The organism is Halomonas caseinilytica (assembly GCF_001662305.1).
GTDB lineage: Bacteria > Pseudomonadota > Gammaproteobacteria > Pseudomonadales > Halomonadaceae > Halomonas > Halomonas caseinilytica.
This window is the reverse complement of the sequence record NZ_BDEP01000007.1, coordinates 190,833-204,960: the sequence shown is the minus strand read 5'-3', so window position 1 is coordinate 204,960 and position 14,128 is coordinate 190,833. Positions and strand designations below refer to the sequence as shown.

General features: G+C 63.4%; 19 protein-coding genes, 1 tRNA gene and 1 pseudogene. 14 read left to right on the top strand and 7 right to left on the bottom strand.

Annotated elements, in window-relative coordinates; translation table 11 throughout:
• Positions 1-144: 144 nt before the first annotated feature.
• The 10 genes and pseudogenes from A9O65_RS05510 to A9O65_RS17160 all read left to right on the top strand — a co-directional run bounded on the left by A9O65_RS05510 (position 145) and on the right by A9O65_RS17160 (position 5,122).
• Positions 145-354, top strand: a complete 210-nt coding sequence (locus A9O65_RS05510; RefSeq protein WP_064701566.1) for a hypothetical protein — start codon at positions 145-147, stop codon at positions 352-354.
• Positions 355-358: 4 nt separating this feature from the next.
• On the top strand, positions 359-559 hold the full coding sequence (locus A9O65_RS05505; protein ID WP_064701565.1) for a hypothetical protein: 201 nt from the start codon (positions 359-361) through the stop codon (positions 557-559).
• The gene (locus tag A9O65_RS05500) at positions 556-900 is read left to right on the top strand and encodes a hypothetical protein (RefSeq protein ID WP_064701564.1); all 345 of its coding nucleotides are present in this window, start codon (positions 556-558) and stop codon (positions 898-900) included. The genes A9O65_RS05505 and A9O65_RS05500 overlap by 4 nt, the downstream gene beginning before the upstream one ends.
• Positions 897-1,292: a hypothetical protein gene (locus A9O65_RS05495; protein WP_064701563.1), complete on the top strand. Its 396-nt coding sequence runs from the start codon at positions 897-899 to the stop codon at positions 1,290-1,292. Before A9O65_RS05500 ends, A9O65_RS05495 begins: the two co-directional genes overlap by 4 nt.
• Positions 1,293-1,372: 80 nt before the next feature.
• A complete protein-coding gene (locus A9O65_RS05490) occupies positions 1,373-2,158 on the top strand; it encodes a Rad52/Rad22 family DNA repair protein (protein ID WP_064701562.1) in 786 nt (261 codons plus the stop codon).
• Entirely contained in the window at positions 2,151-3,029 is an 879-nt protein-coding gene (locus A9O65_RS05485) for a hypothetical protein (RefSeq protein WP_064701561.1), read from the top strand. The genes A9O65_RS05490 and A9O65_RS05485 overlap by 8 nt, the downstream gene beginning before the upstream one ends.
• A gap of 39 nt (positions 3,030-3,068) precedes the next feature.
• Positions 3,069-3,188, top strand: a pseudogene (locus A9O65_RS17645) (recombination-associated protein RdgC); the annotation flags it as partial.
• Positions 3,189-3,192: 4 nt separating this feature from the next.
• Positions 3,193-3,654 (top strand): recombination-associated protein RdgC, encoded by a 462-nt coding sequence (locus A9O65_RS05480; protein ID WP_437438256.1) that lies wholly within the window; start codon positions 3,193-3,195, stop codon positions 3,652-3,654.
• Between the two features lie 9 nt (positions 3,655-3,663).
• Positions 3,664-4,173 carry a single-stranded DNA-binding protein gene (gene ssb, locus A9O65_RS05475; protein ID WP_064701560.1) on the top strand — a complete coding sequence of 170 codons (510 nt, stop codon included), beginning with the start codon at positions 3,664-3,666 and terminating at the stop codon, positions 4,171-4,173.
• A 214-nt stretch (positions 4,174-4,387) separates the two neighbouring features.
• Positions 4,388-5,122: a hypothetical protein gene (locus tag A9O65_RS17160; RefSeq protein WP_139180673.1), complete on the top strand. Its 735-nt coding sequence runs from the start codon at positions 4,388-4,390 to the stop codon at positions 5,120-5,122.
• A gap of 327 nt (positions 5,123-5,449) precedes the next feature.
• On the opposite strand, the gene A9O65_RS05465 is transcribed toward A9O65_RS17160, so the two are convergent.
• Complete coding sequence (locus A9O65_RS05465) at positions 5,450-6,556, bottom strand: histone deacetylase family protein (RefSeq protein ID WP_064701558.1); 1,107 nt, start codon at positions 6,554-6,556, stop codon at positions 5,450-5,452.
• Between the two features lie 442 nt (positions 6,557-6,998).
• On the opposite strand from A9O65_RS05465, the gene A9O65_RS05460 reads away from it, so the two are divergent.
• The 3 genes from A9O65_RS05460 (at position 6,999) to A9O65_RS05455 (ending at position 8,700) form a co-directional block, all read left to right on the top strand.
• Positions 6,999-7,217: a hypothetical protein gene (locus A9O65_RS05460; protein WP_064701557.1), complete on the top strand. Its 219-nt coding sequence runs from the start codon at positions 6,999-7,001 to the stop codon at positions 7,215-7,217.
• 173 nt (positions 7,218-7,390) lie between these two features.
• Complete coding sequence (locus A9O65_RS17555) at positions 7,391-7,705, top strand: helix-turn-helix domain-containing protein (RefSeq protein ID WP_074749316.1); 315 nt, start codon at positions 7,391-7,393, stop codon at positions 7,703-7,705.
• The gene (locus A9O65_RS05455; protein ID WP_064701556.1) at positions 7,612-8,700 is read left to right on the top strand and encodes a tyrosine-type recombinase/integrase; all 1,089 of its coding nucleotides are present in this window, start codon (positions 7,612-7,614) and stop codon (positions 8,698-8,700) included. The genes A9O65_RS17555 and A9O65_RS05455 overlap by 94 nt, the downstream gene beginning before the upstream one ends.
• 7 nt (positions 8,701-8,707) lie before the next feature.
• Here A9O65_RS05455 and A9O65_RS05450 read toward each other — a convergent pair.
• The 6 genes from A9O65_RS05450 to bioB all read right to left on the bottom strand — a co-directional run bounded on the left by A9O65_RS05450 (position 8,708) and on the right by bioB (position 13,345).
• Positions 8,708-8,792, bottom strand: a tRNA-Leu gene (locus A9O65_RS05450).
• A gap of 45 nt (positions 8,793-8,837) precedes the next feature.
• Positions 8,838-9,551 (bottom strand): dethiobiotin synthase, encoded by a 714-nt coding sequence (gene bioD / locus A9O65_RS05445; RefSeq protein ID WP_064701555.1) that lies wholly within the window; start codon positions 9,549-9,551, stop codon positions 8,838-8,840.
• A gap of 1 nt (position 9,552) precedes the next feature.
• Positions 9,553-10,362, bottom strand: a complete 810-nt coding sequence (locus A9O65_RS05440; protein WP_064701554.1) for a methyltransferase domain-containing protein — start codon at positions 10,360-10,362, stop codon at positions 9,553-9,555.
• Positions 10,359-11,087 carry an alpha/beta fold hydrolase gene (locus A9O65_RS05435; protein WP_064701553.1) on the bottom strand — a complete coding sequence of 243 codons (729 nt, stop codon included), beginning with the start codon at positions 11,085-11,087 and terminating at the stop codon, positions 10,359-10,361. The genes A9O65_RS05440 and A9O65_RS05435 overlap by 4 nt, the downstream gene beginning before the upstream one ends.
• Positions 11,084-12,241: an 8-amino-7-oxononanoate synthase gene (gene bioF / locus A9O65_RS05430; RefSeq protein ID WP_064701552.1), complete on the bottom strand. Its 1,158-nt coding sequence runs from the start codon at positions 12,239-12,241 to the stop codon at positions 11,084-11,086. Before bioF ends, A9O65_RS05435 begins: the two co-directional genes overlap by 4 nt.
• A 6-nt stretch (positions 12,242-12,247) precedes the next feature.
• Positions 12,248-13,345, bottom strand: coding sequence for a biotin synthase BioB (gene bioB / locus A9O65_RS05425; protein ID WP_064700457.1), 1,098 nt, complete (start codon positions 13,343-13,345; stop codon positions 12,248-12,250).
• Between the two features lie 71 nt (positions 13,346-13,416).
• Between bioB and A9O65_RS05420 the strand changes: the two genes are divergently transcribed.
• Positions 13,417-14,115 (top strand): ComFC family protein, encoded by a 699-nt coding sequence (locus tag A9O65_RS05420; protein WP_064701551.1) that lies wholly within the window; start codon positions 13,417-13,419, stop codon positions 14,113-14,115.
• Positions 14,116-14,128: the final 13 nt, after the last annotated feature.

Here is a 14,128-nt window from a genome sequence, read left to right as displayed (position 1 = left end):
GGGCCGGGGTATCGCAGCCCTGAACAACTGGCGGGAAGCGACAGAGCCGGTTTCCCGATGCATCCGCATCCCGGCGAGAGCCGGTCATCGATTCCCCCGATTGCCGCCTCCGGGCGGCTTTTTTGACCCCGAGAGGAGGGCGATATGGAACCGAATCTTCGAGAGCGGCGAGCCCGGGTCATCGAGGCCCGCCGCCAAGCCCGAGCGAAGGGCAAGGTCATCAAGGCGCCAGAGAAGCCCATCATCGGCTGCCGCTGGACCGAGCCCAAAGACCCGGCCAATGCGGCGCGGGCTGCTGATTTCTCCCGGCGCTGGCATGGCCAGGCCGAGCCATTGATCCAGCTCTACAGGTGACGACATGAACATGGACATCAATCTGCATGGCGTCGAGCGAATAACTCTTGTGGGAGTTCGCGAGGGGCGCACGTCGGACGGCGTGTATTACACGGCCACCCTCACCATCGAAGGCCGAGACGGGGAGACGAGCACGCTGACGCTGTTCGCTGACGACCCCGAGAGCCTGGCAATCGACTACCGGGAACAGCAGGAGGCGGCATGAACAGCATTGCACGAATCGGCACCGACACCATCGCTCCACGATTCCCGCATCTCCACCCGGACGCACTCGACGAGCGTGATCGCGAGGATGCGGCCATGAAGGCGTGGGTCGAAAGCTACATCACGGACTGGGCAGACGGCGACCTCTACGACACCGGCACGACGTACAGCGGCCCACAAGACGCTTTCATCGAACGCTATGGCGCCGCCCTGGGCGAGATCATGCAGGCCGTGCGCTCCGGCGATGACGAGCAGATCAAGCACGTCGGCAAGCGGATCGGGCGGGCGATGGAGCAGATCGTCAGAGAGCAGGCAGAAGCGAAAGCAAAGGAGGCGGCATGAGTGACCAGCCCAGCCGGGTCTACCCGGAATATCACAAGGAAGGCGTGCGCTTTCAGCTCTACAGCGACGGCACGGTCATGGTTTGGACCAAGGATCTGGAGCCGCGAGAGCTCGGAAAGCTATCCGTCAGCGGTGAAGACCGGCCTTGGATTCCGAAACACAAGAACTTCAACAGCCTGTGCCGCCAGTGGTTCAGGGAAGGCGACGTGGACGATCTGGTGTCCGAACAGCGCCGCATCTCGGACGCTCGGGGCATGAAGCGGAAGGCTGGCGAGGATCTGTACGAGGCGCTCAACGATTTACTCGCAGCAGTAGAGCGGAGTGTATGCGAAGGCAGCGGCCCAGCACAGGACAAAGCCCGCGCCGCACTAGCCAAGGCCCGAGGCGAATAAAGAAGCCCGCTCACCTGCTGGCACAGGTGGCGGGCCGGGCGATCCGCACTTCCATGAACGAATCGAGAGGAGCATAACGCATGACTCAGAACACTGACTACCTGGAGCTATGGCACCAGGTGGAGAAAACACCGACGAACGTGGTGAAGCAGGCCAACGTCAACGGCCAGCAGATCACCGCGATCGACACCATGCACATGATCCGGCTGGCCACTCAGGTCTTCGGCCCGATGGGCCTGGGCTGGGGGTATCAGATTGAGGAGGAGCGCTACGACCAGGGCGCCCCGATCCTTGACCCACAGACCGGAGAGGTGAAAGCCCACGAACTGACGCACACCGTCCGCCTCCTGCTCTGGTACCGCTGGCACGGCGAGAAAGGCGAAGTGACCCAGTTCGGTCACACCCGGGCGGTCTATCGCACGAACAAAGGATCGTGGATGACCGATGGCGAGGCGCCCAAGAAGTCGGTATCGGACGCCATGAAGAAGTGCCTGTCGCTGCTCGGCTTCGCTGCCGACATCTTTACCGGCATGTTCGACGACCAGGATTACCGGGCCGCCCGCGAGGCCGAGACCCGCATCGCCAAAGCCGAGGATGCCGACGCCGAGATTGAGCGCTACCGCCAGGAGTATCAGGACTGGCTGAGCCGTGAGTGCGACACCCTACGCAACAAGATTCCTCACCCTCGCAGCATCCAGCTTGCCGCCGAACGCATCCTCCAGCGCGTGCCGGATAAGGCCAGCATGGCCCGCGTCGATGGCGCCAAGGGCGCCGCCATGATCCAGAAGGCAGCCGAGGAGGGTATCGAGCGCGCCAGGGCAGAACGTCAACAGCAAACCGAACAGGAGGCCGAGAGCCATGGGTAATGCCGCCGAACAACTGCAAAACGCTCCGCAGCCCTACGCCGCCGAGCTGGTCGAACTCGACAACGCCGAGCAACAGATGGCCGAGCTCCGCGAGAAGTATGGCACCGTGCCGGACTACTCCACCAAGGAGGGCTATAAAGCCGGAAAGCAGGCCATCCAGGCGCTGACCAAGATGCGCACTGGCACCGACAAAGCCCGCCTCGCGATCACCAAGCCCCACCGCGATTTCATCGACATGGTGAATCAGCGTGCGAAGGGACTGATCGGCGAAGTCGAGCAACTGGAAGCCCCGCATCGGGAGGCCAAACGCGAGGTGGACGAGGCCGAACAACGTGCCAAAGAGGCGCGCATCGCCCAACTGCGCGAGCGCCTCGAGAAAGAAGTCACCAGCTACCTCGATACCGCCGAAGGGCTCGACTCCACCGGCCTGGCCGGCCTGATCGACGAAGCCGAGGCCATCGACACCGAGGGCTATTTCGACATCACCAAAGAGGCTGAGGACGAGAAGGCCCGGGTGCTGGCCACCCTGCGCGAACGGCACGCCGCTGCCCTAGAGCGTGAGCGCTTGGCCGCCGAACGCGAGGAGATCGAGTGGGAGCGTGCGGAACTTGAGCGCCTGCGCGCAGCCCAGCCCCCTACCGAGCCCGCACAGCCCACTGAGCCGTCCAATCCCGCAGAGCCTTCTGAACCAGCCGATCTCGACGACTGGGCGGGACTGGGTAGCGCTCTGCAGGACGTGCCGGCCGCCGATCCGTTCGGCGAGGCCTTGGAGGATCTGCAGGCGGTCGCCGGACTCGATGCCAGCCAGGCCGTCGACGTGCTGTCGGCCATCCAGAGCAGTGACATCCGCCACGTCAGCCTACAGCAGTAATCCACACGGGGCCGGCAGGGCCCCGCCAGGAGATAGATCATGTGGTTCCGCAACCTACACTTGTACCGCCTACACGACGCGCCCGGGTTGGACGACGCCTACCTCGAGGGGTTGCTGGCCGCCCAGGCCTACCGTCCGCTCGGCGGCAGCGAGGCCCGACGCATTGGCTGGTGCCCACCCGCTGGCCACCAACACCCTACCCATGCGGGCCATGACCAGTTGGCTCAGCGACCCGGGCACACGGCCCGCCGAGATGGAGATCGGCGACACGGTGGAGCTCAAGGCCAAGGGCGATGATGGCGTGATCCGAGGCCGGCAACTCGACCTGGATAGCGACGAGATCCATAGCCACCTGGAATGCGGTCGTCAGGCCAGCAAGCTCGCCCTGGGCATCGAGAGCATGATTCGGTTCGTTCTCCACGACGGCCTGACCATCAAATCAATCAGGTTCGACGACGCGGTGATTGACGAGGCTGCCCAGCAGGACGATGGCGACGACCCCATTGCTCGCCTCGAGGCTGACTTCACGATCATGACTCATGTTCTCGGCGTCACCGTCGACACCTTGCTCCAGTGGTTGGGTGGCGAAGCCCAGGCTGGTGCCGACTTCCCCTCAGCAGCATAGGAGGCCCTCATGGCTCGAGGCATCAACAAGGTCATCCTGATCGGCAATGTCGGCCAGGATCCCGAAGTGCGTTTCACCCAGGCAGGGACGCCAGTGGCCAATATCGGTCTGGCTACGTCCGAATCTTGGACCGACAAGAACAGTGGCCAGAAGCAGGAAAAGACCGAATGGCACCGGCTGATCCTGTTCCGAAAACTGGCCGAGATCGCCCAGCAGTACGTCCGCAAGGGATCGAAGCTCTACGTCGAGGGGCGACTGCAGACACGGAAGTGGCAAGACCAGAGCGGTCAGGATCGTTACGTCACAGAGATCATCGTCAACGATCTGCAGATGCTTGACTCCCGGCAAGGGCAGCCACAGGGCAGCGCCCAGCCCCAGCCCCAGCACTCACAGAGCGGCTATTTCGACCAGCAACGGCAGTACCAGCAACAACAGGCTGCGCCGCCGAATCCTCCTGGCGGGGACGACTTCGACGACGAGATCCCATTCGCTCCCATGCACCCGCTGATGGGCGGCTGACACCACCAACATCCTCCCCCGACCGTAAACCGAGGCTGCTCGCCAGGACGGGTCGGTCTGATTAGCAGTATCCAATGCCCACACTATAGGCATTGATGCAGATCATCTCTACACTCAGTGGCGCTGCCGCTAATAAACAATACTTCCACGCCTATACGAAATATTAGGCGTCAATGCTAACATAATGCGAGATGCTTACTTCAAGGGATGCAGCATGACGGAGCCGGAAATCTTTCAATTAGCTCAAGCTATAAGCCTGCCTTTTGTTTTTATTTCTTCTTTGTTTGCTATATATCTTGGCTGGACTAAAACATTCAAAAAAGTGGAAGCCGACTATGAGTTATCACATGAAAGAAACAAGCTTCCAAGGATTACAAATCTAACGCTGATCAACAAAAGGGATGCATCAATCCCCATAAATGCAATTTACTTAATAATCAACAATGAGTTGGCCGTTCCTATTAAAAAATACAAAGACCCTAGGGTTTTGCAGGCCCTTGGCTATTTAAGTGAGCATGGAGAAGAGTACTCAAAACTTTTTATAAAGGGAGATGAATTTCACTATCCTGATGATAGAAATGGCTGGATGATTGGGTTGGATACTGGAGGAAAGTTGATCAAATGTAAGACAAGGCCACGATTTAATCCAACCTCAAGGTATCGTGAAGTGAAAGGGAAAAAGCATGAATTTCTAGGGGTAACTATAACAGATAGGGTTAAGTATATTTTGGAGTATGTTGTCGACGGCGAATGTCACATAGCAGTGATTGACGTTGACGGCATGTTCTGCGAAGACTGGATTTTTATCTCAAACTCCATTTCGAAGGAAGATCTTTCTCCAGAAAATATCATGGACTTCCTGGATGATGAACTTGGGGAATCTATAACCAATTACGTTGCTCACGAGCCGCGCGGAATATTTGTTGAAGAAGCCTTTTTTAAAAAATAGAGAAAATGGGAAGTGAATAACAAGGTTTGCATCATGAGATTAGCCCCGCCGCGAACTGCTGGGCGAGGATTCTTAGACTTATCTAAGCCATACATGGCTGATATAGGCCCATGTCGTCCTTGATCTGCTGAAGCTTACCCGGATCGTCGAAGCTGCCTGTTTTGAAAAACTGAAGCGCCCCCTACTCATTGGATTGAGCTTCTCAACCTAGACCAGCGCTATTCGTCTCGGCCACCCCTGATTGGTGGCCTTTTTCATGCCAGGGAGACAGACATGCGATACGGCAGCGTCTGTAGCGGCATCGAAGCCGCCAGCGTGGCCGCCCAGTCATTCCGGGGGTGACCCGACGAAAGCGCCGCGGTGAAAGCCCACTGCGGTCTCGACCTCGGCGATGCCACGCTGGCCGGGTTCCGGCGGCTCGTCGCCGGCCAGCACTCGAAGCACCGACCAGACGCCGCGTGACAACGAGATCAGGTTGTAACCGCCCTCCAGTACGAAAACCAGGCGTCCCTGACAGTGCTGGTGGGCTAGGTCCTTGAGGATACTGGTCATGGCGGCGAAACCGTCATAGGAGACCTCCATGGCTAGGTCATGGCTGTGCGGATCGAAACCGGTCGAGACCAGTATCAGGTCGGGCTGGAACCATTTGGCCGCCGGTACCAGGATCTCGCGAAAGGCCTTGAGGTAGGCGGCATCGCCAGCGTCAGCGGGGAGGGGGACATTGACGTTGGCACCATCCCCCAGGCCCATGCCGATCTCCTCGAGACTCCCCGTGCCGGGATAAAAGGGGGCGGCGCGGTGCAGATCGAAGAACAGCACGTGCGGGTCGGCCCAGAAGATGTCCTGGGTACCGTTGCCGTGATGGGCATCCCAGTCAACGATCATCACCCGCTTGCAGCCCAGTGCCGCGCGGGCATGGGCGGCGGCCACCGCCACGTTGTTGAACAGGCAGAAGCCACGGGCGCGCACCGGCTCGGCGTGGTGGCCAGGAGGCCTCACCAGCGCGAAACTGCTCTCGGCCCTCCCCTCGATGACGGCCTCGACGGCGGCGATCGCCGTACCGGCAGCCACCTCGGCGGCGTCGACGCTGCCGGGCGAGACGGCAGTGGTGTCCACATCCAGCCAGGCGCTCTGGCCGCGAAGCTCGAAGATATGGTCCAGATAGGAACTGGTGTGCACGCGGCCCAGTTGCTCCCGCGTCGCTGCCATGCCTGACTCGAAGGTCACGCCAGCAACTGGCTCGAGTTCCAGCAGATGCCGGATGGCAGTTAGCCTGGCGGGGTGTTCCGGATACTTCCAGGGGACACCCAGCCCCGACAACAGACTGCGGATACGGTCATCCATACGACCCGGCACGAAAGGCACCTCGATATCCGGCTCATGAGCCAGCATCCGCTCGTCATAAAAGGCGATCACGCGGTTCTGTTCGGCCATTGCGAAGGCTCCCTGTTGTGCTCACCCTAGAGACGAGGCAGGTCATACAGCTGACTAGAGAGTATCAGGGTTGTAAGCGGGCATTCCAAGTCAGCCAGCCTCCTTGGCCTGACTCTGTTGCTTATAATACAGCGTTTCTCGCTCGGCCGGCGGTATGTTGCTGATCGCTTCCAGGGCACTGAGGGCCACAGATGTGCGGTGAGAAACGACCGAGATTGGCCGTGCGGACGCGCGAAAAGGCCGCCCGAAGAGGCAGTCTGATGATGGAGTGGATCGGGCGGAAGATCGAGCAAGTGGAAGCTATCTCATAACCAACTACGCCGGGCCGCCCACTGAGGCGGCTTGTTAATTTTTACCGACCTACAGTAGGGCACCAGAAATTAACACGGTACCACCACAGCCGCCCAAGAGGCGGTTTTCTTGTTTTGGGAGGATGCGAAACATGGTGATCCTGCAACTCAAGCTGTGCGGCCTGCGCATCAAGCGGGGATGGATGCACGGCTGCCGCAATAACCCGCCGCTCCGAACCGTGGACTTGCTGCTGATCCGCCTGACCATTCTGGATAGCGACGGCACCGGCAAGCTGATCGAGGCGTCGCGCGCACTATGCCGAGATCCGGCGTGGCTGATCGAGAACAGCGAGGAAATTCGGGAGGCCTAAAAGCGCGCCAGAGAGGAGGCCCAGCAGAGGTATGGCGCGCAGAAGGAGAGTGAGATCGAGAGGTTACGGGAAAGGTTGGACCGCGTAAGCGACGAGAAGATGAAGCTGGCCACCGAAAACCACACGCTGCGCCGGGCTATCGAGATCGTCGAGAACTGATCAAGGAGGTAGGGATGGAGAAGGTACTTCTCACTTACCACGAGGCAGCGGAGGTGTTGGGCGTGACCCATTGGACGGTCCGGGCCTGGGTTCGCCAGGGGCGACTCGTTGCCCGTGGGTCAGGTAAGGGCCGGCGCGTCACCGTCGGCAGCATCCGCCGCATGGGAGGTCTTGACGCCGAGGCACCAGAGGACGACGCTCACATGGCGCCCGGCGTGCAGAGAAAGGAGACTGCATGCCACACAAGAGAAAAGGCTCGCCTTACTGGTGGGCATCGTTCGTTGAGCGCGGCAAGCGAATTAGACGATCTACTGGAACGCCCGACCTGAACGAGGCCAAGGCGCTGGAAGCGAAATGGCGGGCTCAGGCGTACCGGGAGCAGCATTGGGAGGTGAAGCCGCCCAGGACGTTCGAGGAGGTGATGCTAGAGTACCTGCGGGATTCGGCTCACCTCCGCAGCATCGAGACACTCAAGATGCAGACGACCATCCTGCGGCGATTCTTCGGCGGCCGAGACGTCGGCGAGCTGACCGGGCAGGACATCAAGGCCTATACCCGGTGGCGTCGTGAAGCTGGCAGGGCCAATGCCACGATCAACCGAGAGCTGGCCGCGCTCTCGTCAGCGATCAATCACTGCAACAAGGAGTGGGAGTGGGGCCTGCCCAATCCCGTGAAAGGGCGGATGCTCAAGGAGCCGCACCACCGGGAACGCTACCTGATTAGGGCAGAGGTGGGGCGACTGGTGACGGAAGCAAGGAAGCTGCGGTATGGCGATCTGCTGGCCGATTTCATCGAGCTGGCCGTGCATACCGGATGCCGACGCGGGGAGCTGCTGGGACTGGAGTGGCCCAGGGTGACGCTCGAGCGAGGTCGGGAGGCGATCACGCTCAACTCTCGGCACACCAAGTCCGGCAAGCCCCGGCAGGTGCCGCTCAACGCAACCGCCGCCGGCGCCATCCGGCGACGGGCTGCGTGGCGAGCGAACCATGCGCCAGACACACCCTGGGTATTCGCCCGCCAAGACGGCGCCCAGGTGAAGTCGATTCGTAATGGATTCGAGAAAGCTGCCAAGCAGGCAGGGCTCGATGACTTGCGGATCCACGACCTGCGGCACACCGCTGCATCATGGCTGGTGACGGATGGTGTGCCGCTGGAAGTGGTGAAGGAGCTGCTCGGGCATTCTAGCATCACGATGACCGAGCGTTATGCTCACCTGGCGCCGCATCGAGTGCGAGAAGCCGTCGACAGGCTGAGTCACAATCGAGTCACAGAGCAAAATCAAGTGCCTCGACTGGATGACGCCAGAAGGGAGAAAACCCTTTAAAATCAATTGGTGCGGATGGGGAGACTTGAACTCCCACGCCCGAAGGCACCAGAACCTAAATCTGGCGTGTCTACCAATTCCACCACATCCGCACGGGTCAGGCAGGCGTCCATATTTTACGGACCGGCTCCGGCAAGTCAATCGATCGCGGGAAGGCGCAAGTGATTGGCGGCGGCTTCGGCGCGCTCGGCAGGTGTCTCGCCGGCCAGGTGCGGCAGGATGCCGAGGTTCGGGGCCGAGAGGCGGTGCGTCAGTGTCTCGAGGTTGTCGCGATACAGGGCCGGGTCGCCGGTCTCGTCGAAGGATAGGCCCGGCTCGATCAGGTTGCCCACCCAGCCGGCCAACGGCAGGCCGTCGGCACGGATCGCCTCGGCGCTGAGGATGGCGTGATTGAGACAGCCGAGCTTGAGTCCTACCACCAGAATCACCGGAAGCTCGAGCCGCCTGGCCAGGCCGGCGAGATCCTCGTGAGCGTTGAGTGGTACTCGCCAGCCACCGGCACCTTCCACCAGGGTCAGGTCGCGCTGCCAGGCCAGCGGGTCGGCGGTGGCCGCGACCAGATCATCCAGCGTGGGGACATCACCGGCACGCCGGGCGGCCAGATGCGGGGCAATGGCCGGTGCATAGGCGTAGGGATTGAGGACGTCGTACGGTACCTCGGGCGTGCTCTGCTCGCCGAGTGTCAGGGCGTCGATGTTGCGCAGTCCGTGAGGTGTGGCATCACAGCCGGAAGCCACCGGCTTGAGCCCGAGGGTGGTGTGGCCGTGGCGTCGGGCCAGGGCCAGCAGGCCACTGGCCACCAGAGTCTTGCCGGCATCGGTGTCGGTGCCGGTGACGAAGTAGGTGCCCATGTCAGTGCTCCAGGATCAGGGTCAACAGGTGATAGGTGACGGGCAGGCCGGGGGCCTCGCGCAGCCCCTCGTAGCGGTGTCTTGCCCGTGTCAGGTCTTGGCGGGTCAGTCGCTTACCGGGGCGTGCCACCTGGGCGCCGACGCCCTTGATGGAAGCCATCACGGCGTTCAGGTCGGGGTAGTGGAAGCGCTCCTCGCGTTGCTCCAGCACGACCCGACGAAAGCCGGCGCGTCGCGCGGCCAGTCGATGCCGGGCGGCGTCGTGGAAGTCGAGCAGGGCAGCGGGACGCCCGGGTTGCGACCAGGCCTGGTTCACTTCGTGAAGGGTGCCGGGAGCCAGTGTATTGAGCAGGGCGCGCCCTCCCGGCCTCAGCACCCGTCGAATCTCGCCGAGTACGCGGTCCAGGTCCCGGCACCACTGGATCGCCAAGTTGGAGATGACCAGATCGAAGCTGGCGTCGGTGTGGGGAAGCATGCTGGCGTCGCCACAGACCCACCGGATTGGCTCGGAGTGCCGGCGACGTGCCTCGTCGAGCATGCCTGGGGCGAGGTCGAGGCCTTCGATCCGCTGGTGGTCGGCGTAATGACGGGCCAGCCGGACCGTCAGCTCGCCCGGGCCACAGCCCAGATCCAGGAGGCACTCGGCCTTGTCGGGCAGGTGGGGCAGCAGGTGTTCCCCCATGGCGTGCTGGGCGGTGGCGCGGCTCGCATAATGTGGCGCGGCGCGGGAAAAGGCATGGGCGACGCGGGCGCGCCAGTCGGCGGCGTCGGCATGATCGGTTGGTTCGGTCGCCATCGCGACAGTGTTCATGAGATGGACTCCGGTCGCTTGGCATCGGGCGCGGTGGCGACGCTCGCTAGCCGTGTCGCCAGTCGCTGCGGTTGGCTGAGCATCGGGCAGTGTCCGGCGTTCTCGATACGCTGATCGGCTCGCGCGATGACCTCGGGCGCCAGCAAGGGGTCGTCTGCGCCCGCGATGCGCTGCACCGGGCAGGATGCGGCGCTCAGGCAGTGATGGATGTCCAGGTGCGCGAGATGCTCGAGGCCGGCGTCGAGGGTGGCGAAAGGAGCCGGCAGGGCGGTGCCGAGAAGCTCGCGCAGTGCGCGACGCGAGCCGGTCGGATCGGGTTCGCCCGCGAGCTGCCGGCGCAGGAAGTGCTCCCGGGCGATGTCGGGGGAACGTCGCAGGGCGCGCTGGAAGTCGGCCAGCGCCGTGTCGCTCACTCCTTGGGGGTGAACGAAATGTTCCCCGATGCCGAGCAGTACCAGGGCGCGTGGCGCTGGCAGGTGATCGAGCAGGGCGCCGGCCAGTAGCCCGCCGAGCGACCAGCCGACCCAGACGGCATCAGCCGGCAGGTCTTCGGCCATGGCGTCAGCCAGATCGGTCAGCGAGGTGGGATCGGCAAGCGAGGGGCGACCGGCGTACCCGGGCCAGTCTGGCGCCTTGACCTCGAGTCCATGGGGCCAATGGGGCGCGAGAGGGCGCCAGATTCGGGCATCGCAGCCCCAGCCACTGAGCAATATCAACGACGTCATGTGGCTTCCTCGCGTCGACAGGCGTCCAGCGCATCGAGCAGGGCGTCGAGATCCGGCGCCTCGTGGGCGGCGCTCAGGGTGATCCGCAGGCGTGCCTGACCACGCGGCACGGTGGGCGCACGGATGGCACCGACACGCAAGCCGGCCCGGGCCAGGCGCTCGGCCCAACGCATGACGCGGTCGTTGTCACCCAGCACGATGGGCTGAATGGGCGTGCGGGAGTCGGTCAGCGGTAGGCCGAGCCTTGCGGCCTCATGACGAAAGTCGGCGATGTGCTGGTGGAGGTGACCTCGGCGCTCGGGCTCGCGTTCGAGGATGTCCAGGGCGGCCAGGGTGGCCCCCGCCACGCCAGGCGGCTGGGCTGTGGTGTAGATGTAGGGGCGGGCGAACTGGACCAGATGGTCGATCAAGCCCGCATCGCCGGCCACGAAGGCTCCAGCGCTGCCCAGTGCCTTGCCGAGCGTGCCGACCAGAATGGGGACTTGGTGGTGGTCGTGGGCGCAACCCACGCAACCATCGCCATGTTCGCCGAGCACGCCGAGGCCATGGGCATCGTCGACCATCAGCCAGGCGCCTTGTCGCTGGCAGGTGCTGGCGAGGCCGGCGATGTCGGCCGTGTCGCCATCCATGCTGAAGACGCCATCGCTGGCCACCAGTGCCGGGGCATCCTGGGGAGCACGTTCCAGCAGTCGCTCGAGATCCGCGAGATCGCGATGGTGAAAGCGCCGCGAAGGGGCTTCGGCCAGGCGAGCGCCGTCGAGCAGCGAGGCGTGGTTGAGGCGATCCTGGAACACTCGGGTGTGGCGGTCGCACAGGGCTTGCAGCACGCCGAGATTGGCCATGTAGCCGGTCGAGAACAGCAGGGCGCGGGGGCGCCCCGTCAGCTCGGCCAGGCGATGCTCGAGCCGCTCGTGGATCGCCAGATGGCCGGATACCAGATGCGAGGCCTTGGCGCCGGCGCCGAAGCGTTTCGCACCCTCGGCCTGTGCCTCGGCCATTCGGGGGTCTTTGGCCAGACCGAGATAATCGTTACCGGCGAAGTCGATGTAGGTGTCGCCCTCATCCAGGATGGGGCGTTGCCGCCAGCCACCGCTCGTTCGTCGCTGGGTGGCGGCATTCGCCAGGCGCTTCGACCAGAGGTCCGCACGCGACATGACGGCTCAGGCCTGGGCGGCGTCGTAGAAGAGGGCGTCGTCACGCTGGCGCTGAATGGCATGGGCCAGCGCGGTTTCGGCCTGTTCATCGTCGCTGCGGGTGTCGCGCTGCTCCGGGTGCAGGCCGAGCTTGTCGAACAGCGCCCGGTCGCGCTCGACCTGGGGATTGCCGGTCGTCAGCAGGGTGTCGCCGTAGAAGATGGAATTGGCGCCGGCGAGAAATGCCATGGCCTGGGTCGACTCGTCCATCTGTTCGCGCCCGGCGGACAGGCGGACATGGCTTTCCGGCATGAGAATGCGGGCCACCGCGATGGCGCGGATGAACTCGAGCGGGTCCAGATCCTCGACGTTTTCCATCGGCGTGCCCGGCACCTTGACCAGCATGTTGATGGGCACCGACTCCGGATGCGGGTTCAGGCGTGCCAGTTGCTGCAGCAGGGCGGCGCGATCACGCGGTGCCTCGCCCATGCCGAGGATGCCGCCGGAGCAGATTTTCATGCCGGCATCGCGGACGTTGGACAGCGTATCCAGGCGGTCGGCATAGGAACGGGTGGTGATGATCTCGCCATAGTATTCCGGCGAGGTGTCCAGATTGTGGTTGTAGTAGTCGAGGCCAGCCTCGGCCAGCCGGCTGGCCTGATGGGCGTCGACCATGCCCAGGGTCATGCAGGTTTCCAGCCCCAGGGCCTTGACCTGGCCGACCATCTCCACCACTACGTCGAGGTCACGTTCCCGGGGGCTGCGCCAGGCGGCGCCCATGCAGAAGCGGCTGGCACCGGCTTCCTTGGCGGCGCGGGCCTGTTCCACCACCTTCTCGATCTCGAGCAGCTTCTCCTTGCCGAGCCCGGTGTTGTAGTGGCCGGATTGGGGGCAGTACTTGCAGTCCTCGGGGCAGGCGCCGGTCTTGATCGACAGCAGGGTCGAGACCTGCACGGCGTTGGGGTCGAAATGTGCCCGATGTACCTGTTGAGCGCGGAACAGCAGGTCGTTGAAGGGCAGTTCGAACAGCGCCTCGATCTCGTCAAGACGCCAGTCGTGGCGAGGGGCGTGCTGGGCGTCTAGGTTCAAGTCAACCGCATGGACGTCGTGGCGTTGGGCTGGCATGGGAGGGCTCGCTTTTGGTCAACTTTTCGAATTGGTCACGGTTGACCGATAGGGTAAGGCGTCGTCGGATCATGTCAACCATTCATGATTTCAAGGTTGACGATTGGTTGCGGCGGTTGTTGCCGGGTCGTTGCGCGTTCTGTCTTGCCGTCTGCGAGACGACGGCTCCCTGGTGTTCGGCCTGCCATGCCGCTTTGCCATGGAACCTGGCGGCCTGTCCGGTATGCGCCGAGCCACAGCTCGGTGGTCATCGCTGCGGGCACTGTCTGCGCCGAATGCCGGCCTTCGAGGCGGCCCGCGTGCCGCTGCGTTACGAAGGCGAGCTGGCGGTGCTGATGCGACGCTTCAAGTTCCAGGCCTCGCCGCGTGCCGGCAGCCTGCTGCTGGCACTGCTGGAGGAGGCGCTCCGGGAGGCGCCGCGCCCCGAGGCGCTGCTGGCAGTGCCCTTGCACCCGCACCGCGCGCGGCAACGCGGCTTCGACCAGGCGCGCTGGCTCGCCGAGCGGCTGTCGACACGCCTGGACATTCCCTTGGTGGTGGCACAGCGGCGGCGCGATACGCCGAGCCAGCGGGGGCTGGATCGCCAGCGACGAGGCCGCAACCTGCGTGCCGCCTTCCGGGTCGAGGCAGCGCTGCCATCCGAGGTGGCGCTGCTCGACGATGTGATGACCACCGGGGCGACCCTCGATGCCCTGGCCCGTGCCTGTCGTCGGGCCGGGGCCGAACGTATCGAGGCCTGGGCCGTGGCGCGTACGCCCATGACAAACTGACACCGACTCGGCG